General features: G+C 66.0%; 19 protein-coding genes and 1 pseudogene. 14 read left to right on the forward strand and 6 right to left on the reverse strand.

Annotated elements, in window-relative coordinates; translation table 11 throughout:
- Positions 1–29 precede the first annotated feature (29 nt).
- Positions 30–248, reverse strand: coding sequence for a hypothetical protein (locus AC50YA_RS04830; RefSeq protein ID WP_494981218.1), 219 nt, complete (start codon positions 246–248; stop codon positions 30–32).
- Between the two features lie 49 nt (positions 249–297).
- Here AC50YA_RS04830 and AC50YA_RS04835 point away from each other — a divergent pair, with 49 nt between their 5' ends.
- Positions 298–678 (forward strand): nuclear transport factor 2 family protein, encoded by a 381-nt coding sequence (locus AC50YA_RS04835; protein WP_494981219.1) that lies wholly within the window; start codon positions 298–300, stop codon positions 676–678.
- A gap of 92 nt (positions 679–770) precedes the next feature.
- On the opposite strand, the pseudogene AC50YA_RS04840 reads toward AC50YA_RS04835, so the two are convergent.
- The 3 genes and pseudogenes from AC50YA_RS04840 to AC50YA_RS04850 form a co-directional block, all read right to left on the reverse strand.
- Positions 771–1,814, reverse strand: a pseudogene (locus AC50YA_RS04840) (SDR family oxidoreductase).
- Positions 1,808–2,779, reverse strand: a complete 972-nt coding sequence (locus AC50YA_RS04845) for an aldo/keto reductase (RefSeq protein WP_494981220.1) — start codon at positions 2,777–2,779, stop codon at positions 1,808–1,810. Before AC50YA_RS04845 ends, AC50YA_RS04840 begins: the two are co-directional and overlap by 7 nt.
- Positions 2,780–2,869: 90 nt before the next feature.
- On the reverse strand, positions 2,870–3,691 hold the full coding sequence (locus AC50YA_RS04850; protein ID WP_494981221.1) for an aldo/keto reductase: 822 nt from the start codon (positions 3,689–3,691) through the stop codon (positions 2,870–2,872).
- A 199-nt stretch (positions 3,692–3,890) separates the two neighbouring features.
- Here AC50YA_RS04850 and AC50YA_RS04855 point away from each other — a divergent pair, with 199 nt between their 5' ends.
- Together AC50YA_RS04855 and AC50YA_RS04860 are read left to right on the forward strand one after the other, a co-directional pair.
- Positions 3,891–4,796, forward strand: a complete 906-nt coding sequence (locus AC50YA_RS04855; RefSeq protein WP_494981222.1) for a helix-turn-helix domain-containing protein — start codon at positions 3,891–3,893, stop codon at positions 4,794–4,796.
- A gap of 138 nt (positions 4,797–4,934) precedes the next feature.
- Positions 4,935–5,150, forward strand: a complete 216-nt coding sequence (locus AC50YA_RS04860) for a hypothetical protein (protein ID WP_494981223.1) — start codon at positions 4,935–4,937, stop codon at positions 5,148–5,150.
- 61 nt (positions 5,151–5,211) lie between these two features.
- Here the strand turns inward: AC50YA_RS04860 and AC50YA_RS04865 are convergent, their stop codons facing one another.
- Together AC50YA_RS04865 and AC50YA_RS04870 are read right to left on the reverse strand one after the other, a co-directional pair.
- Positions 5,212–5,421 (reverse strand): dodecin, encoded by a 210-nt coding sequence (locus AC50YA_RS04865; protein ID WP_185262315.1) that lies wholly within the window; start codon positions 5,419–5,421, stop codon positions 5,212–5,214.
- A 105-nt stretch (positions 5,422–5,526) separates the two neighbouring features.
- A complete protein-coding gene (locus AC50YA_RS04870) occupies positions 5,527–6,231 on the reverse strand; it encodes a FadR/GntR family transcriptional regulator (protein ID WP_494981224.1) in 705 nt (234 codons plus the stop codon).
- A 145-nt stretch (positions 6,232–6,376) separates the two neighbouring features.
- Between AC50YA_RS04870 and AC50YA_RS04875 the strand changes: the two genes are divergently transcribed.
- The 11 genes from AC50YA_RS04875 (at position 6,377) to AC50YA_RS04925 (ending at position 19,556) form a co-directional block, all read left to right on the forward strand.
- Entirely contained in the window at positions 6,377–7,897 is a 1,521-nt protein-coding gene (locus AC50YA_RS04875; protein WP_494981225.1) for a four-carbon acid sugar kinase family protein, read from the forward strand.
- A gap of 88 nt (positions 7,898–7,985) precedes the next feature.
- Positions 7,986–8,885: an NAD(P)-dependent oxidoreductase gene (locus AC50YA_RS04880; protein ID WP_494981226.1), complete on the forward strand. Its 900-nt coding sequence runs from the start codon at positions 7,986–7,988 to the stop codon at positions 8,883–8,885.
- 164 nt (positions 8,886–9,049) lie between these two features.
- A complete protein-coding gene (locus AC50YA_RS04885; RefSeq protein WP_494981227.1) occupies positions 9,050–10,516 on the forward strand; it encodes a GntP family transporter in 1,467 nt (488 codons plus the stop codon).
- Positions 10,516–11,367 carry a class II fructose-bisphosphate aldolase gene (locus AC50YA_RS04890; RefSeq protein WP_494981228.1) on the forward strand — a complete coding sequence of 284 codons (852 nt, stop codon included), beginning with the start codon at positions 10,516–10,518 and terminating at the stop codon, positions 11,365–11,367. The genes AC50YA_RS04885 and AC50YA_RS04890 overlap by 1 nt, the downstream gene beginning before the upstream one ends.
- A 98-nt stretch (positions 11,368–11,465) precedes the next feature.
- On the forward strand, positions 11,466–11,870 hold the full coding sequence (locus AC50YA_RS04895; protein WP_494981229.1) for a DUF1304 domain-containing protein: 405 nt from the start codon (positions 11,466–11,468) through the stop codon (positions 11,868–11,870).
- A 205-nt stretch (positions 11,871–12,075) separates the two neighbouring features.
- Positions 12,076–13,419 (forward strand): acyltransferase family protein, encoded by a 1,344-nt coding sequence (locus AC50YA_RS04900; protein ID WP_494981230.1) that lies wholly within the window; start codon positions 12,076–12,078, stop codon positions 13,417–13,419.
- Positions 13,416–13,745 carry a GNAT family N-acetyltransferase gene (locus AC50YA_RS04905; protein ID WP_494981231.1) on the forward strand — a complete coding sequence of 110 codons (330 nt, stop codon included), beginning with the start codon at positions 13,416–13,418 and terminating at the stop codon, positions 13,743–13,745. The genes AC50YA_RS04900 and AC50YA_RS04905 overlap by 4 nt, the downstream gene beginning before the upstream one ends.
- A 264-nt stretch (positions 13,746–14,009) precedes the next feature.
- Positions 14,010–15,638, forward strand: coding sequence for a pyridoxal phosphate-dependent decarboxylase family protein (locus AC50YA_RS04910; RefSeq protein WP_494981363.1), 1,629 nt, complete (start codon positions 14,010–14,012; stop codon positions 15,636–15,638).
- Positions 15,635–17,035, forward strand: a complete 1,401-nt coding sequence (locus AC50YA_RS04915) for a lysine N(6)-hydroxylase/L-ornithine N(5)-oxygenase family protein (RefSeq protein ID WP_494981232.1) — start codon at positions 15,635–15,637, stop codon at positions 17,033–17,035. The genes AC50YA_RS04910 and AC50YA_RS04915 overlap by 4 nt, the downstream gene beginning before the upstream one ends.
- Positions 17,032–17,637 (forward strand): GNAT family N-acetyltransferase, encoded by a 606-nt coding sequence (locus tag AC50YA_RS04920; protein ID WP_494981233.1) that lies wholly within the window; start codon positions 17,032–17,034, stop codon positions 17,635–17,637. The genes AC50YA_RS04915 and AC50YA_RS04920 overlap by 4 nt, the downstream gene beginning before the upstream one ends.
- 62 nt (positions 17,638–17,699) lie before the next feature.
- Positions 17,700–19,556, forward strand: a complete 1,857-nt coding sequence (locus AC50YA_RS04925; protein ID WP_494981364.1) for an IucA/IucC family protein — start codon at positions 17,700–17,702, stop codon at positions 19,554–19,556.
- Positions 19,557–19,635 lie beyond the last annotated feature (79 nt).

The raw sequence follows: 19,635 nt of genomic DNA on the forward strand, positions 1-19,635 counted from the left end.
CTCCTAGGGTATCGAATAACAATGCAAAGCTATCGATATTCGATGTATCCGGCAAGGGCCCGCAAGGAGGCGCGGGTCGCGTGTGCGGACCCTGCGTGCGCTCCCGCCCGGTTGCTCCGGTCCGAGGCGGGCAACCAGGCCGTGCCACGGCAGGTCGGCAGGTTGGCCGCCAGCAACTGGGCAGGAGCGCGCAGTCCTTGCCGGGAGAGGAGCCGCAGGCCGTGGTGCATGTCGGATTTCAGGAGCACAATGCAAGGGTTAGCGGTCCCTATATCGTCGAGGAATCAGGACAACACCGTGGTTGAAGCAAACGCTAATGAAGACGTGGTCAACCGGCTGATCGCCTGCATCAACGACCGCCGTATTGAGGTCATGGACGAGCTGTTTCACGAGGACGCGGTGATGCACTGGCCGCAATCCGGGGAGCTTGTGCGCGGCGCGGAAAACCGGCGGGGAATCTACAACGCCTTCCCGCAGCTGCCCACTATTACGCCACGCCGGATGCTGAGCGGCGGGAACCTGGTGGTGGCCGAAGCCCTGCTGGACTACAACGGGCCGCAGTACGAAACGGTGTTCATCTTCGAATTCCGGGACGGCAGGATCTCCAAGGAGACGGCTTACTGGAGCGAAACCTTCGAGGCACCCGAATGGCGGGCCCAGTGGGTTGAAAAGGCCTAGCACCGCGGCACCACAGGCCTAACGCCGCGGCGCCGCCGGAGGCTCCCCAACCGGGTTGCCGCGGGCGCCGCGGCCGCGCTGTCATCCCGCCGTCAGTCAGCCGCCCTTCGCGCCCACCTGATCAGCCGATCACTCAGATCCATGAACGATTGGTCCACCACCTGCAGCTCGGGGTGGCTGTCGTGCCAGTCAACGATCTCCTGGGTCCCGTCCGCGAAGGGGATGGTGGCAGCAAAGCCGGGCACCAGGGCTTTGATCTTGGCGTTGTCGAAAACGACGGAGTGGGCGCGGTCGCCGAGGAGGCTTGGCCCGAGGTGGGGACTGTGCCCGGCGCCGTGCGCGGCGATGGTTTCCGAGGGCACATGGACCAGTTCGGGATCGGCAACCCCTGCCGCCCGGGCAAACAGGCCGTAAATCTAATTCCAGGGCAGGTATTCGTCGGAGGTGATGGTGTAGCTCTCGCCCACTGCCTGCGGCCGGCCAAGCAGTCCCACGAAGGCCTTCGCAAAGTCCAGGGCATGCGTCACCGTCCAGAGGGAAGTGCCATCACCATGCACCATGACGGGCTGGCCGGTGCGCATCCGGTGGATGTCTGTCCAGCCACCCACCAGGCCCACTCTGGTGCGGTCGTACGTATGCGAGGGACGCACCACGGTGACGGGGAACTCGTCCGAACGGTAGGCCTCGAACAACAGGTCCTCGCACGCGATTTTGTCCCGTGAATATTGCCAGAACGGGTTTTTCAGCGGCGTGGATTCCAGGATCGGGAGCCGGGTGGGCGGCTTCTGGTAGGCCGACGCCGTGCTGATGAACACGTACTGGCCGGTCCGGCCCCGGAACAGTTCCATACTGGACCGCGCCTGGTCCGGAGTGAAGGCGATAAAGTCCGCGACGGCGTCGAACTCCCTGCCCTGCAGCACCGCCCGCACAGCGTCCTGGTCGCGGATGTCCGCGTGCAGGACCTCCGCGCCATCCGGTACCGGCTTGCTGGATTGGCCGCGGTTGAGGATGGTCACCCGGTGTCCCAGTACGACGGCGCGTTCCGCCGCTGCGGCGCTGATCACCCCGGTGCCGCCCAGGAAGAGGATGCTCCGTGGTGCCACCGTGTCGGCCGCGGGATCCAAGAGATTCACCATGCGTAGTCCTCCGGTGCGGTGCGGTGGCCCGGGAAGATGTCGTCGAGCCGCTTGAGCGCGTCGGCGTCAAGCGTGACCTCCAGAGCCCGGATGCCGGCGTCGAGCTGTTCCTGCGTGCGCGGTCCCACGATCGGTGCCGTGACCGCAGGCTGGTGCAGCAGCCACGCGAGCGCGATGTCACCGGGTTCATTCCCCAGGACGTCCGCGAAATCCTCAAACTGCTGGATCTGGTCCCGGTGCTTCGTGAGCGTTTCGGCAGCACGCCCTTCGGCGCGCCGGACGCCCGCGCGTTCCTTCTTCAGGACGCCACCCAGCAGCCCGCCCTGGAGCGGGGACCACGGGATCAGGCCCAGGCCGTACTGCTGTGCCGCGGGGATGACCTCGAGCTCCACTTCGCGGCGGAACAGGTTGTAGATGGACTGCTCGCTGACCAGCCCGGTGTAGTTCCGGCGGCGGGCGGCTTCCTGTGCCTGGGCGATGTGCCAGCCGGCGAAGTTGCTGCTGCCCGAGTAGAGGATCTTGCCCTGCTGGACGGCCACTTCGATGGCCTGCCAGATCTCGTCCCAGGGCGTGTCCCGGTCGATGTGATGGAACTGGTATATATCGATGTAGTCCGTCCGGAGGCGCTTCAAGCTGGCGTCCAGGGCGCGCCGGATGTTCAGCGCGGACAGCTTGGACTCGTTGGGGCGGTCGGTCATGGTGCCGTACAGCTTGGTGGCCAGGACGGTCCGTTCGCGGCGCTCGCCGCCCTTCGCGAACCAGCGGCCGATGATTTCCTCGGTCCAGCCCCGGTGCCCGCTGCCGCCGTAGACGTTGGCGGTGTCGAAGAAGTTGATGCCGGCGTCCAGGGCGGAATCCATGATGTTGTGCGCGTCAGCTTCGTCGGTGTGCGGGCCGAAGTTCATGGTGCCCAGGCATAGGCGGGAGACTTTCAGGCCCGAGCGGCCCAGGTGCGTGTACTGCATGGGGAGGGATCCTTCGTTGGTGGTTGGACCTATCGGAACCCGGTGACCGAGCTGGCCGGAATTGGTGCCGGCAGGCCCGGTCAGCGGTGGCTACAGCTGCGTGAAAGCGGCGACGGCGGGATCGGAACCGATGCGCGCGCCCCGCTCGAGGGCGGTGATCGACGCGAGCTCGTCGTCGGTCAACGTCAGGGACGCGGCCGCGAAGTTTTCGCGTATACGGGACGGGTTAACCGACTTGGGAATGACGATGGTGCCCGCGGCAAGGTGCCAGGCAAGGACCACCTGTGCGGTGGTGGCGTCGTGCGCCTGCGCAACAGCGGTGACGGCGTTTCCGTTGAGGTCGCCACCCTGGCCCAGCGGGCTGTAGGCCTCCACCGCAATCCCGAGAGCGCGGCTCTTGGCGGCAAGTTCGGCCTGCTGGTAGCTGGGGTGCAGCTCGATCTGGTTCACGGCAGGTACTACGTCCGTGGATTCGAGCAGGGTGTCCAGGTGGTCCGAGAGGAAGTTCGAGACGCCGATGGCGCGGATCTCCTTGGCGGCATACAGGTTCTCCAGCTCCTTCCATGCCTGGACATAGAGCCCCTGCGACGGAATCGGCCAGTGGATGAGGTAGAGGTCCACGAAGTCGAGACCCAGCGCCTCGCGGGTGTCCTGGAATGCGTCCCGGGCCCGGCCCTGGTCGCCGTTGCGGAGCTTGGTGGTCACGAAGATTTCCTCGCGCGGGATGCCCGAGGCTGCGATGGCAGCGCCCACGCCTGCTTCGTTGCGGTACCCGGCGGCCGTGTCGATGTGGCGGTAGCCGGCTGCCAGGGCATCCTCAACAATCCGCTGGGTGTCTTCCGGCGGAACCTGGAAAACGCCGAAGCCGAGCTGGGGGATGGTGACGCCGTTGTTCAGCGGGATTTCTGACATGGGGGACTCCTCATAGTGCTGAAGGGGTGGTTCCCGGCGCGGGATGGCCGGCCGGAAACCGCTTTCGGGAATTGCTCCAATACGAGCCTATGTACTTTCGCGCTGATAGTCAGTCCCTGACCGTGTCCCTGTTTTTCCTAGGACCGGCAGTCCTACCTTCGTTGTAGGAAGTGCCTGCCAGGGCGTGCAGAATAGGGGCATGGGTCAGAGCGCCGAGTTCGGAAAATTCCTGAAGGCCATGCGGTCCCGGCTGAGCCCGGACGATGCGGGGGCGGAAGCCACCTCCGGCGCGCGCCGGGTTCCCGGCCTCCGGCGCGAGGAAGTGGCACGGCTTGCAGGTGTCAGCACGGACTACTACATCCGCCTGGAGCAGGGCAGGAACATCCACCCCTCGCGCTCTGTGCTGGATTCCGTGTCCCGCGCCCTCCGGCTGGACGCGGGCCAACACGCGCACATGATGGACCTCCTGGAAAACTGTGCGGCCAGCACACGTTCACCCGGACCGGTTCAGGCAGTACGGCCGGCACTGCGGCAGCTCCTGGAAGCGGTGGGGGACATCCCGGCCGTGGTGCTGGGCCGCCGGACCGACGTGTTGGCGGGGAACCGGATGGCCTACCTGTTGTTCACGGATTTTCGGGACCTGCCGGCGCACGAACGCAACCTCACCAGGTGGCTGGTCCTCGATCCCGGTGCCCGGGAACTCTTCCGCGAATGGAAAACCGTGGCTGCAGAAGCGGCCGGTGCCCTCCGCGTGGATGTCGGCCGGCATCCCAACGACCCGCAGTCCAACCAGTTGGTCGGCGAGCTCGCTGTCCACAGCGAGCATTTCCGCCAATGGTGGGCAGGGCACCGCGTGGCCACGCGGTCCGCCGGCAGCGTACGGCTCCATCATCCCGCCGTCGGAGACCTGGAACTGAACTTTGAGAACCTGGTCCTTCCGGACGATCCGGACCAGACGCTGAGGGTGTATTCCGCAAAACCAGGCTCGCCGTCGTCGGACGCACTGGCGCTGCTGAGCCTTGGCGAGGAGGCCGATGCGGAGTCGGCGCAGCAGCGGCGGACTGTAGCGGGGGCAGCGCCCGCTGTCCCTGAAAACCGGGAGTAACTGGCGGCCGCCCGTGGCCTGCGCTGTACATTTGGCCAGCACAACAGGAGGATTCTGGCCAGGAGCCCATTGGGATCGGATCGCATCGTTCCTAGGCTGGAGTAACAAACTTTTTCTCCACCAAGGATGGTCTCAACGATGAAACGCATCGCCCTGCTCAACGAACGCCAGGCCACTGCCGCCAGCCGCAGCCAGGCCGCCACCGGTTCGCACTGCCCGGCTTCCGGCCTCTGGAGCCCGGCAACCGACCCCCAAACGGTCCTTTCGTTTTTCGAGGGCCATGTTTTCCCCGCGTTCGACGGCGCACCCACCGTCTGGCTCCGACGCACCGCAGGCGTTGCCTCGTCCAACTGAAGCTAAAAAGTGATGGCCGCGCCCAAAGGACGCGGCCATCACTCCGAAAACTCAGGCAGGGTCAGCCTTCGTGTCGGAAACCGAGCTTGACCCGCACCTGCCAGTCGGCAACCTTGCCATCTTCGAGATGGCCGCGGATTTCCTTCACTTCGAACCAGTCAAGGTTGCGCAGGGTCTTGGAGGCCTCGGCGATCCCATTCCGGACTGCCGCGTCCACGCCTTCTTCGGAGGTGCCGACAATTTCAGTAATGCTGTACGTGTGGTTGGACAACTTCGCTCCTCGTGATCGCCTTCGATTCCCGGTTGCGGGCCGTCCTTGAACACTAGTGGCACTTCTCGGGCGTGGCCAGACCCAATACTTCGGAGTGGATGCTGGTCAGGGAGCTTCGAGGACCAGGTTCTTGAGGTCATCCAGGGTCTGCTGCATGTGCAGGTCCATGGCTTCCCGCGACCGGCTTGGGTTGCGTGATTCCAGCGCCTCGGCAATGTTCTGGTGGTGGCCGATTGCGTGCTCCTGGATGGTGGGCACGGCCGAAGTTTCGGCTCGGCGCTTTTCCAGCACCTGGTGCAGCGGCGCGAAAAGGACCGCCACAAAAACGTTCTCCGAGGCGCGCAGGATCAGGTCATGGAATGCCAGATCAGCCTCCACAAAGGCGGCCACCTCATTGACCTCATGGGCGGCCCGCATTGCCGCTACATGGCCGAACAGCGTCTGGATGTCGGTGTCGCTGATCCGGGCGGCCGCGAGCTCACACGCCCCGGTTTCCAGCATTCGGCGCAGTTCAATGAGCTGCACGGAGGCGGCGGCTTCGTTCTGGCCCTCCGACGCGGCGCGCAGGACAGCTTCCAGCGAAGCCCAGCGGTTCAGCGGGTTAACGAACGTCCCGCGGCCGCGTTCCACGCTGAGGATCCGCTGCGCTTCCAGGGTTTTCATGGCCTCGCGCACCGTCATCCGGCTCACCTCGTGCCTGGCGCTGAGTTCAAGCTCGCCGGGCACGCTGGATCCGGGTGGAAAGTCCCCGGCAATGATCCGGTCCAGGAGTTCGTCTGCAACAACGCCCGCCAGTGATTTCCGTGCCATATGTCCCCCTTGCCGCCGTCGCCAGATATGTCTGACAAGTCTACTTGCGCGTTTCTATGTCCTGTGCCACACTGATTTGAAATGTTAGATGTCAGACATCTTACAGTTACCTTAATTCATAGATTTCCACACAACGGAGTGCACTGTGACGCTTGAAGCAGACATCCTGGCCGCCTTCCCGGCCGAAGTCCGGATTCCCGCCCGCCTTGTTGCCGACGCCGTCGCCGCGTCCAGCGCGGAGACCCCCCGGATGCTCGTAGTGCTCGACGACGACCCCACCGGAACGCAGTCCGTTGCGGACCTGCCCGTGCTCACCCGCTGGGAGGTCGAGGACTTCATCTGGGCCTTTGGCCAGGCGAAGCCCGCCGTCTACGTGCTGACCAACACCCGGAGCCTGGACCCCGCTGAAGCTGCAGCCCGCAACGAGGAAGTGGTCCGCAACGCGCTGGCCGCCGCGGGGGCCGCAGACACCAAAGCCGGTTCGAGCCTGAAGCTGGGTTTCGTGAGCCGCAGCGACTCCACGCTCCGCGGCCACTACCCGCTGGAGCCCGACGTCATCGCCGCCACCGTTGCTGACGTCAGCGGAGAAGCCACCGACGGCGTTGTGCTGGTGCCGGCGTTCCCCGACGCTGGCCGCGTGACCATCGGCGGCGTGCACTACATGCGCGGCACCGGGGACGACGCCGGCAAGCTCACCCCCGTGGCCGAGACCGAATTCGCCAAGGACGCCAGCTTCGGCTTCTCAAACTCGGACATGACCAAATACGTGGAAGAGAAGTCGCAGGGCCGCTTCGCTGCGGAATCCGTGATCGTCCTTGACCTGAACATCATCCGCGCTGGAGCCTCCAGTGACGGTACCGACGGCGATCCGCAGATCACCGCCAAGGCCATCGCTGATGCCATTGAGCCCGCCACCAACTCCACGCCGATCGTCGCCGACATCGTCACCGAAAACGATCTCCGCGCCCTGTCCCTGGGCCTGGAAGAAGCCGAACGCCGCGGCAAGAACCTCCTGTACCGCGTGGGGCCACCGTTTGTACGTGCCCGGATCGGCCAGGAAATCCGCACCGAGCTCACCGGCGCCGAAGCCTACTCCGGCAACACCCCGTCAGAGGCGGGCGGCCTGATCGTGGTGGGCTCCCACGTGGGCGTCACCACCCGCCAGCTCAAGGCCCTGACCGAGCAGCACCGCGCCGCGCGGATTGTGGAGATCGACGCCGAGAAACTACTCGCCGCCGAAACCGAAACAGGCGCCGCGGACTCCTACCTGGACCAGACAGTGGACACCGTCGTGGAGGCGCTCCACGGGGGAGATGTGATCGTCCACACCAGCCGCCTGCTGATCAGGACTGACAACCCCGCCGAAAGCCTGCGGATCGCGCGCACCGTGTCCGCCGCCGTCGTCGCTGTGGTGAACCGGACGCTCAAGACGTTCCCGCCGCGGTTCGTCATCGCCAAGGGCGGGATCACGTCCTCCGACGTCGCCGCCCACGGCCTGGAAATCCGTCACGCCATTGTCCGCGGTCCCATGCTGCCGGGCATCGTCTCGCTCTGGGAGCCGGTGGACGGCCCCGCCAAGGGCATCCCGTACATCGTGTTCGCCGGCAACGTGGGCGACGACCAGTCCCTCGCCGACGTCACCCGCAAGCTCAGCAACACCTTCTAATCCCCACCTGCCCCCTAGCCTCGCAAGCTCGGCCAGGGAACCCGGCAGGCGTGGGCCCACCACCCGCCAGTATTCAGAGGAGAACACCATGACCAGCAACTACACCATCACCGTCCTGGGCCTCGGCGCCATGGGCCTGCCCATGGCCACCCGCCTGGCCAGCGAGCTCACCGTCCACGGCTTCGACATCGCGGAGTCGCGCCTGAAGCTCGCCGAAGAAGCCGGCATCCGCACCTTCGCCTCCGCCCGGGAAGCCTCCAAGGGCGCCGACGCCCTGCTCCTGGCGGTCCGCAACGGCGAGCAGCTCAACGATGTCCTCTTCGGCGAGAACGGCGTGGCCTCCGTCCTGGAGCCGGGCGCAGTCGTCATCCTCGGCAGCACCGTGGGCACGGAAGCCATCCCCGCGACGGTAGAAAAGCTTGCCGAATACGGTGTTGAGCTCGTGGACGCGCCGCTGTCCGGCGGCCCCAAGCGCGCCGGCGAAGGCGACCTGCTGATCGTGGTGGGTGCGTCCCGGGAAGCCCAGGAGAAGGCCCGCCCGGTCCTCGAGCTGCTGGCCTCCACGCTGACTGTGGTGGGCGACAAGCCCGGCGATGGCCAGGCCCTCAAGACCGTCAACCAGCTCCTCTGCGGCATCCACATCGCGGCGGCCGCCGAGGCCATGGCCCTCGCCGACGCCCTCGGCCTGGACCAGGCCAAGACCCTCGCAGCCCTCGAGGCGGGCGCGGCAGGTTCGTTTATGCTCTCCAACCGTGGCCCGCGCATCCTTGAGGCCTACACCGAGGACGGTGCCGAGGTCCTGTCCCGCCTGGACATCTTCGTCAAGGACATGGGCATCGTGGGCAAGGCCACCCGCGCCGCCGGCCTGGCAGCCCCCGTTGCCGCCGCCGCCGAGCAGCTTTACCTCCTGGGCCAGGCCCAGGGCCTCGCCGCCGCAGACGATTCGGCAGTCATCAAGGTTGTGGCCCCCACCAAACGCACCGCCTAAGCGCCACGGCTAAAGCACCTCCTAAAAACGTGCGACGACGGCGGTCCCCCCTCCGCCGTCGTCGTACCTCCCAGCGTTCCCCTGCAAGAGCGTTCCCCGACAGAAATAGCTAGCGCCTGATTGCCCGTCTTCTGGAAGACTGGCTCGTCAAAGGAGACACCGTCATGAACCACCTGATGAACCCCCTGATAGTGCGGGCGGCCGACGCCCCCGCTATCAAACCCGCAGTAGAACTTGGCACTCCGCTGCTGCTCACCATCGCGGCGATCGGCATCGCCGTCCTGCTGGTGATGATCATCCGCTTCAGGATCCAGGCCTTTGTGGCCCTACTGACCGTGAGCATCGCCGTGGCCGTTGCCTCGCAGATCCCGCTCAAGGACGTCTTCACCGTCGTCGCCAACGGTGTGGGCGGAACCATGGGCAAGGTGGCCCTGCTGATCGCGCTCGGCGCGGTCCTTGGCCGGATGATCGAGGTTTCCGGCGGCGTCCAGTCGCTCGCCGCGCACTTCACCGAGAAGCTCGGCGCCAAGCGCGTCGCGGTGGCGCTCACCGCCGTCGGCTTCCTGGTGGCCATTCCCGTGTTCTTCGAGGTGGGCATCATTGTGCTCGTCCCGATCGTCTACGCCTTCGCGAAGATCGCCAACGTGCACCCGGTCAAGTTCGGCCTGCCGATGGCCGGGATTATGCTCTCCATCCACGTCGCCGTGCCGCCCCACCCGGGCATTGTGGCCGGCGCCGGTGTGTTCGGCGCCGACATCGGGCTCATCACGCTGATTTCACTGCTCATCTGCATCCCGCTCGGATTCCTGTCCTACTGGGTTGCCAGCATCATGAACCGCAAAGAGTACGAGCTCCTCCCCGGCGTCAAGGCGCAGGTGGACGAATTCGGCTCCGACTCGCTGGTCAAGGTTGGCCACGAAGGCCCCGGCGCCGTCGGCATCGCCCCGCCGCGTCCGGCCCTGATCATCTTCCTCATCGCCGCGCCGATCGTGCAGATCCTCATCGGCACCCTGGGCACACTCACCATCCCCAAGGACAACTCCTGGTACGGCCTGGCTGCCTTCATCGGCAATCCGTTCTTCGCCCTCCTTGTGGCCGTTGCGCTGTCCTTCTTCCTGCTGGCGGTCCGCCGCAACTGGTCGCTGAAGGAAACCGGCGAGATTTTCGAAGGCGCGCTGCCTCCCATCGCCTCCATCCTGATGGTTGTCGCGGCCGGCGGCGTGTTCGGTGAGGTCCTGCGGACCTCCGGCATCGGTGCCGCGCTGTCCCAGACGCTGGACCACCTGGGCCTGCCGGTCATTGTGCTCGGCTTCGTCATCTCCCTGGCCCTTCGTGCAGCCCAGGGTTCGGCAACCGTCGCCATCGTCACCACCACCGGCCTGCTGACTTCAGCCGTGATGGAAGGCGGCTACTCGCCGGCACAGATCGCCGTCATCGTGATCGCCATCGGCTTCGGCGCGCTCGGCCTGTCCCACGTGACCGACGCCGGCTTCTGGACCGTGGTGCGCTATTACGGCCTCACCGTTTCCGACGGCCTGAAGACCTGGACCGTCCTCACCACCATCCTTGGCGTGGCCGGCTTCGCTTTGACCTACGTGGCCTGGATCCTGGTGGGCGGCTTGAGCGTCTGATGCGCACCCGTCTCGACCACCTGGTCACCACAGCCCTCCAGCAGGGCTCGGCCGTTCCCGCCTTCACCTGCTACGACTTCACCACGGCGCTCGCCGTTGTGGGCGCGGCCGAGGACGCGGGCCACGGGGTCATCCTGCTGGTGGCCCCCAAAACGGCCGCCACGTCCAACGGCCTGCGCCTGATCGCCGCGCTCCGCGGACTGGCAGACGCCGCGTCCGTTCCGGTGGCGGTCCAGCTGGACCACGCGACAGACTTGCAGGTGATGGCCGACGCCGTCGCCGCGGGGGCGGATTCGGTCCTCGCGGACGGTTCCTCCCTCCCGTACGAGGACAACATTGCGCTGGTCCGTGAGGCGCGCGCTGTGCTGGGTGCCGGCGTCGTGCTTGAAGCGGAACTCGGCGGCCTGGCCGGTGACGAGGACCGGGCCTTCGGCGCGGACGAGTCCGGGGTGGCAGTGGCTGGCCTGACTGATTCCGCCCAGGTGGAGGACTTTGTGGCCCGGACTGGGGCGCAACTGCTGGCTGTTGCGGTGGGCAACGTCCACGGCAAGTACAAAGGCGAGCCGCAGCTCCGCTGGGACGTCCTGCAGGACATTGCCGTGCGGACGCATATCCCGCTGGTGCTCCACGGCGCGTCCGGCATTCCGGCGGGCGAGCTCGTCAAGGCCGCCGCGATGAACGTGGGCAAGGTGAACTTCAATACCGAGCTCCGTACGGGCGTGCTGTCCAGGCTCCAGGACCAGCTTCCGGTGCACCGGGCCGACGGCGAGAACCTTCAGGGCCTGCTGGGCCACTGGGACACCTCGGCAAGGGAATTCGCCACGTCGGCGTTAGGCATGCTCACCCGCTGAGAGTTTTTGTCCAGATAAGCGACTTCGCCGGCGCGCAACCCGCATTATCTGGACCAAAACTCCGGGGTGCGGGGGAGTGGGGAGGCTAGGATCAGCACATGATCCTGGTCTCCCTCCTTTTTGCGTTTATCGCCGCCGCGCTCCACGTGTATATCTTCACCATGGAGTCCCTCACGTGGACCAGGCCGGTCACCTGGAAACGCTTCGGCCTCGCCTCCCAGGCCGACGCCGAGACCACCAAACCCCTCGCCTACAACCAGGGCTTCTACAACCTGTTCCTGGCCATCGGCGCGTTCATCGGCGTGGGCTGCGTGGCGTTTGCCCCGCAAGGTTCCGTTCAGCCAGTGGTCGGCTGGACCCTGATCTTCAGCTGCTGCGGCTCCATGCTGCTCGCCGCTGCCGTGCTGGCGCTCAGCGGGAAAAAGTACCTCCGCGCCGCGGTGACGCAAGGCGCGACGCCATTGCTCGCCGTCGTGCTTGGGTTGCTGGCCGTTACTGGCTGACTGACACTGCTGACTGACATTACTGAGGCCACCACTGCTGAGGCAACGCGGTGCCCGTTTTTGGCCGGGAACACGCTTTTCTCGCCGGGAGCGCATCGCGGGCGGACAATTGAGTCAACAACAGCATCGGCGCTTGTAGGGACTGCACGTGAGTGGTGTGAAGGAAGAGGGTTCAACCGCGCGGCACGGGCCGGCCAGACGGTCTATGCCTGCCCTGCAGGGTGAGCAGGCGGTCCCGCGCGACCTGGCCATCGACCTGCTCCGGTTCGTTTGCCTGGCCCTGGTGGTGGTGGGCCACTGCATGATGGTCAGCCCCGTCCTGCACGCGGACGGCACCGTGACCACCGTAAATACGCTGGGCGATCAGCCCTGGTTCGTGCCGGTCATCTGGATCCTTATGGTGATGCCGCTGTTCTTCGTGACCGGCGGCACTACTGGCCTGCAGTCATGGCAGCGGCTGAAAGCCCGCGGCGGCACCGGCTTCGAGTTTGCCCAGGCCAGGCTCTTGCGGCTGATCCGCCCGGCGGCGGCACTCCTGGCGATGATGTTCCTGGGCCTGTCGGCGGCGCTCCTGCTTGGCGTGGACTCCCAAGTGGTCCACTTGATGGCCACCGGGGCCGGCATGCCCCTGTGGTTCCTCGCCGCCTACCTTGCCGCCCAGCTCAACATCCCGCTCCTGGCCCGGTTCCATCACCGCGCGCCCTGGCTGACCGTTGCCGTCCTGGCCGCCCTCGTGGTGGCCGTCGACTGCTTCCGCGGAGCCCTCCCGATGCTCGCCTACGCAAACCTTGTCTTCCTGTGGTGCGCCGTGCAGCAGCTCGGCTTCCTGATGGCCGACGGTCACCTCGCCAGGTTCACGCGCTCCGGCCTGGTGGGGATCATCGTGGCGGCCAACCTGCTGCTCGGGCTGGTCACCGGCCTTGGCCTCTACCCCGGAAACATGCTGGTCAACCTCAACCCGCCCAACCTCTGCCTGCTGCTCCTGGGCGTGTCCCAGGCTGCCGCGCTTCAGCTTTTCCGGCCGGGGCTCGGCTGGGTTTCCGGGGTGCGCTGGGTCCGGGCGGTGGTTATGGTCGCCGGCCGACGCTCCATGACCGTGTACCTCTGGCACCTGCCGTTGCTGGTGGCCATGTCCGGGCTCCTGCTCCTCACCGACTTCCCCAAGCCCGCGGCAGGCACCCCTGAATGGTGGTGGGCCCGTCCGCTCGTCCTCCTGGGGGTTGTAGGCCTCCTGCTCCCGGTGCTGGCCGCGTTCGGCCGCCTTGAGGAACGTCCGACGGCGTCTGTCCACACCCGCGGCAGGCCCGCCGCCGCGGTGGTGACGGCCGCCGTCGTCGTCTTCATTCCGGTGGCGGACGCTGCCCTCAACGGCCTGACGCTGGGCCTGCTCGGAGGTGGTGCAGCATGCTTTGTGTTGGCCGTGCTGCTGCTGGGCAGGATGCCGGAACGCGTCCCCGGCGATGTCCGTGCCGAACGGGTCGGCCACGATGGCAGCCAGCCTGACGGGCCATTGCCAGCGGGGCCAAGTAGTGCCAATGTCGAACCATGACTGAGAACATGATTTCCACAGAGGACAAGTTCAGCCCTGACGTCTCACTGTCCAGGGATGACGAGCATCACCGCTACGAGCTGCGGGTGGGCGGGAAGATCGCCGTCCAGTCCTTCTTCCGGGACCTGCCCGGACATGTGGATTTCCTCCATACCGACACCGCCGAAGACTTCAAGGGCCAGGGCCTGGGCAAGGTGTTGGCTCACTTCGCGCTCGACGACGTGGTGGCCTCGGGTAAGCGGATCATCCCGCATTGCCCGTTCATATCCGGCTACCTTCGCAACCACAAGGGCTACGAACAGCACATCGACTGGCCGGACAACTAGCGCCTCACAGTCACTTAAGCCCCGGAAACTCCCTCCGGAGGGCAGCAAGTGTCCGTTCGCGCGGAGTATTTTGCACCCGATTAGCGATCGGGGCCAGTCAATGACGCGCTCCCGCCCGCAGAACACCCGTATTCCCACGGCTTAAGATAAATAAGTCACTAAAGTTTGACGAAAAGGTTCACCTAAGTAAGGCTTACCTTGCTAAAGACCCCCAACGTCGAACTAAGGATGACCACTGTGCCGCTGCTGCCCCGTGTTGATGAGATGTACGTGGATGAAAATCGGGTGAGCCAAACCCTGCCTGGGCAGGATTTCGGCTCCCGCGTGGAGCTGGCCCTCGCTGCCACCAACCATCTGTTCAACACCAGGAACTCCACCCGGTACGTGGCGCAGGTGCTGCAGGGCGTCAACGCCGTGGCCACCAAGCTGGACCGCACCACCCGGCCGTTCACCGGCGTCGGGCCTGCCGAAATGAAGGCGCGCATCGGCGCCGTGGACCTGGACCAGCCGCTCCCGGACACTGCCGCGGCCCTGGAGGAACTTGAGACCGTCTACCTCCGGGACGCCATCTACTTCCACGATGCCAAATACGCGGCCCACCTGAACTGCCCGGTGGTGATCCCGGCGCTGGTGGGGGAGGCCATCCTGTCCGCGGTGAACTCCTCGATGGACACCTGGGACCAGAGCGCCGGGGCCACCATGATCGAGCGCCGGCTCATCGACTGGACCGCCGAACGGCTGCAACTGGGGGCTGCAGCCGACGGCGTGTTCACCTCCGGCGGCAGCCAGTCCAACCTGCAGGCGCTGCTGATCGCGCGCAACCACGCCGTTGCCGGACTGCGGCAGGAGCCAGCCAACGCCGGACTCCGGCTGCCCGCGCTGCTGGAAAAGCTGCGGATTTTCACGTCAGCGGACAGCCACTTCAGCATCCAGAAGTCCGCGTCCATGCTGGGCATGGGCTTCGACGCCGTCATCTCCGTCCCGTGCGCCGCGGACCACAAGATGGACCCGGCCGCGCTCGCGGAGGCCATGGCGGAAACGCACGACGCCGGGCTGGTACCGATGGCGGTTGTGGCCACCGCCGGGACCACCGACTTCGGTGCCGTGGACCCGCTCGCGGACCTCGCCGCTCTGGCCCGCGCCTACGGTGCCTGGTTCCACATTGACGCGGCCTATGGCGGCGGGCTGATGGTTTCCGGCCGCTACCGCCACCTGCTGGACGGGACCCGCCTGGCCGATTCCGTCACCGTGGACTTCCACAAAACGTTCTTCCAGCCCGTCAGCTCCAGTGCACTGCTGGTCCGCGACCGCGCCATGCTGCAGCACGTCGCCTACTACGCGGACTACCTGAACCCGGAAAGCGCCGCCCTGGCCGAGATCCCCAACCAGGTGGACAAGAGCATCCAGACCACCCGGCGCTTTGACGCGCTCAAGCTGTGGTTGACCCTGCGCATCATGGGCGCGGATGCGATCGGCGCCCTGTTTGATGAAGCGATCGATCTCGCCGCCCGTGTGGGATCAGTGCTTGTGGCCGACGACGACTTTGAACTCGCCGCCGCTCCGCAGCTCAGCACGCTGGTCTTCCGGTACCGGCCGCGGGTGACCGGCGCTGTGTCCGGCGCTGGTGCGCTTGCCGGCGCCGGTCTCACTGACGCTCACGGCCGGCTTTCCGAGGAGGCGGCCGACACCCTCAACCCGGCCATCCGCGCGGCGGTCTTCGCGTCCGGGCAGGCCGTAGTGGCAGGCACCAAGGTGGCCGGCAGGCACTACCTGAAGTTCACCCTCCTCAACGCCGAAGCAACCCTGGAGGACATCAGCGCGATCATCGAGCTGCTGCGCCGCACCGGCGCGCAGCTGCTGGCCAATGCCAGCACCAGCGAGGTGTCCGCATGAGCACCTCCACCGCACCGCGCATTTTCGACTTCGCCGGGATCGGCGTCGGGCCCTTCAACCTGGGACTCGCAGCACTCAGCGCGCCGGTGGACGGGCTGGACGGCGTCTTCCTGGAACAACGGGAATCCTTCGACTGGCACCCCGGCATGATGCTGGAGCCGGCCCACCTCCAGGTGCCGTTTATGGCGGACCTGGTGACACTTGCCGACCCCACCTCGCCGTATTCGTTCCTGAATTTCCTCAAGCAGACCGGGCGCCTCTACCGCTTCTACATCCGCGAAAACTTCTATCCGCTGCGCGCCGAGTACAACCAGTACTGCCAGTGGGTGGCCGGCCAGCTGCGCTCCGTACGTTTTAGAACAGCTGTGCTGGATATAACGTACGACGCCGGCGTGTACCGCCTTTCGGTGGAAGGTCCGGACGGGCCCGAGGTGTTGCTGGCCCGGCGGCTGGTGCTGGGCACCGGCACCTTGCCGTACGTACCGGCGTCCTGTGACGGAATAGTCGAGGCGGCCGCGAACGGCGTCGGTGGACTTGTCCTTCACAACGCCGACTACCTGTCGAGGAAGAGTGAGCTGCAGGCCAAGCGGAGCATCACCATCGTGGGCAGCGGCCAGAGCGCCGCGGAAATCTACTACGAGCTCCTGCAGGACATGGACACCTACCGCTACCAGCTGAACTGGGTCACCCGGTCCGGGCGTTTCTTCCCGCTGGAGTACACCAAGCTCACGCTGGAGATGACCTCGCCGGAGTACGTGGATTACTTCCATGGGCTGCCTCAGGACCAGCGCGACGGCCTCATCAAGAGCCAGAAGAACCTGTACAAGGGCATCAACTCCGAGCTGATCGACGCCATCTACGACCTCCTGTACACCAAGAGCCTCTCCGGCATGGTGGACACCCAGCTCCTGACCCATTCGTCGCTCACCGGCGCCGCGTGGGACCCCGCCGCCGGCTCCCACACCCTGCAGCTCCGGCACGAGGAACAGGGCGCCGATTACGTACTGGACAGCGAAGCAGTGGTCCTCGCCACCGGCTACACGTACCGGGAGCCGGACTTCCTGGCCGGCATCCAGGACCGGATTGCCAGGGACACCGCCGGCCGGTTCGCCGTGGCACGCAACTACAGCACCGGCGTCGAACCCGGCGAAATTTTCGTCCAGAACGCCGAGCTGCACACGCACGGCTTCGTCACCCCGGACCTCGGCATGGCTGCCTACCGCAACTCGTGCATCCTGCGCGAGATCACCGGCCGCGAGGTCTATCCCGTGGAGCGCGGCATCGCGTTCCAGCAGTTCGGCGCGCCGGCAAGCGTGCCCGGCAGTCCTGCGGCTGTGGCCGGTGCCCTTCCCAACGCGGAACAGATTCCTACCCAGACAGTGGACGTGTCCGCATGAGCTTCACGTTCCGCTGCGTTGACGCCGTTGCCGACGCACCCCTCCTCCACAGCTGGGTGACCCAGCCGTACGCGTCGTTCTGGGGGATGCTGTCCTCCACCGTTGACGGCGTAGTGGAGGAATACTCGAAAATCCAGGCAACGGGGCATCACCATGCCTTGCTGGGGATCAACGACGACGGCGTCCTCGCCTTCCTGATGGAGGAATACCTGCCGGCCGCCTCGCCGCTGGCCGCGGTCTATGCCGTGCAGGAGGGCGACATCGGCATGCACCTGCTGGTGGCGCCGCCGTCGGGAGATCCCAAACCGGGGTACACGGCCGCGGTGATGGACGCCGTGCTGGAGCGGCTGTTCGAAAAACCAGGCGTGGAACGCGTGGTAGTGGAACCGGACGCCAGAAACTCCAAGATCCATGTGCTCAACGAGCGGCTGGGCTTCCAGCCGGCGGGGGTGGTCAACCTGCCGGACAAGGAAGCGCTGCTCAGCTTCTGCACACGCCAGGACTACCTCGCCGCCCGCGCAGCCCTGAGCCACCCTCAAGACCATTCCCAAGATCTTTTCCATGACCTTTCCGCCCCGATCCACCAGGAAGCATCACTGTGACCACCATCGAACTGGACCCCGCCGTTGTGCGAAAGTCCGCCGCTGACATTGACTCCGCCGACATTGACACCGCCGCCGACCGGCCGGACAGCACCGCCAACACCGTTCCCCACCTGGCGCCCGAGCGCTGGGCTGCAGCCAACCGCCACCTGGTCCGCAAGGCACTCGCCGAATTCCTGCACGAACGCATCCTGGCGCCGCAGCGCCTGGGCTCCGGCGGGGGTGCCACAGGTCCGGAGGAGCCCGCCGTGTACGTGGTCCGCAGCGACGACGGCCTCACGGCATATTCGTTCACGGCCCGCGTTCTTGAGCTGGAGCACTGGTCGGTGGACGCCGCATCCATCCACTGCACGCGCAGCGGCGAGGATGCCGCCCCCGATGCGCTGCGCTTCATCACCGAGTTCAAGGACACCTTGGGGATCCGCGAGGAGATGCTCCCGGTGTACCTTGAGGAGATCAGCAGCACGCTGGCTGGCCACTCCTACAAGCAATGGCTGGGACAGCCGTCCGCCGAGGAACTCGTGGCAGGGGTCACGTGCGGCACCGACCCCGCGGCCGACTTCCAGGCCATCGAACGCAGCATGACTGAGGGCCATCCGTGCTTCGTGGCCAACAACGGCAGGCTGGGCTTCGGCATCAGCGACTACCGGGCGTTCGCGCCGGAAACCGGAGCCCCAGTCCGCCTCGAGTGGATCGGGGTCCACCGCAGCAAGGCTGTCTTCACTGCCAGCGCCGGGCTGGACTACCGCGCCCACCTGGAGGCCGAGCTCGGCGCCGCTGCGCTGCAGTCGTTTGACACCGAATTCGCGGCCCAGGGCGTGGACCCCGCACAGTACTTCCTGATGCCGGTGCATCCCTGGCAGTGGGAGAACAAGCTCACCATCACGTTCGCTGCCGAAATCGCCCAGCAGCACATCATCCACCTGGGGACCGGCGCAGACAGCTATCAGGCCCAGCAGTCCATCCGCACGTTCTTCAACACGGCCGCACCCGCCAAGAGTTACGTCAAGACGGCGATGTCCGTCCTGAACATGGGCTTTATGCGCGGACTCTCGCCCCAGTACATGAAGGCAACCCCCGCCATCAATGACTGGCTGCAGGACCTGATCCGGTCAGACGCAGCCCTGCAGAAGCGCGGCCTGGCCATGATCAGCGAGATCGCGGCGATCGGCTACCACAACAGCTACTACGAGGCCGCGTCCGCCAAAGGCTCGCCCTACCAGAAGATGCTGTCGGCGCTGTGGAGGGAAAGTCCGCTCCCGCTGCTCGAGGACGGCCAGCAGCTTGCCACCATGGCGTCCCTGCTGCACGTCGATGCGGCCGGCAAGCCGATGGTGTCTGCCCTGATCGAGCGCTCCGGACTGGAACCCGCCGAATGGCTGCGCCGCTACTTCGAGGCCTACCTCGTCCCGCTGGTCCACTGCCTCTACCGGTACGAACTCGCCTTTATGCCGCATGGCGAGAACGTGATCCTGGTGCTTGAGGATGGCGTGCCCGAGCGGGCGGTTATGAAGGACATCGCCGAGGAAATCGTGGTGATGGGGAACCGCTTGGACCTGCCCGCGGAGGTATCACGGATCCAGGTGGACATTCCCGACGCCGAAAAGGTGCTGGCCATCTTCACGGATGTGTTCGACTGCATCTTCCGCTTCCTCGGTGCCCTGCTGGTGGAGGACGGGAAACTCAGCGAGGAGGAGTTCTGGGGCACGGCCGCCCGGGTCATCCGGGACTACCAGGCTGAGAACCCGGAGCTGGCGGACCAGTTCGCCCGCCATGACCTGTTCGCCGCGGACTTTGAACTGTCGTGCCTGAACCGGCTGCAGCTGCGGAACAACCAGGAGATGCTTGACCTCACGGACCCGTCCGGCGGGCTGCAGATGGCCGGCCGGCTCGCCAACCCGCTCGCCAGGTTCGCGTAGCGTCGGATTCTGCTCCATCATTCGCGGGTTTCGGCCAGGTGGGCCCGTGATTCCGGGCCCGGTCCCGGGGCATACCGGA

The sequence above is a fragment of the Pseudarthrobacter sp. RHLT3-21 genome (genome assembly GCF_059383495.1).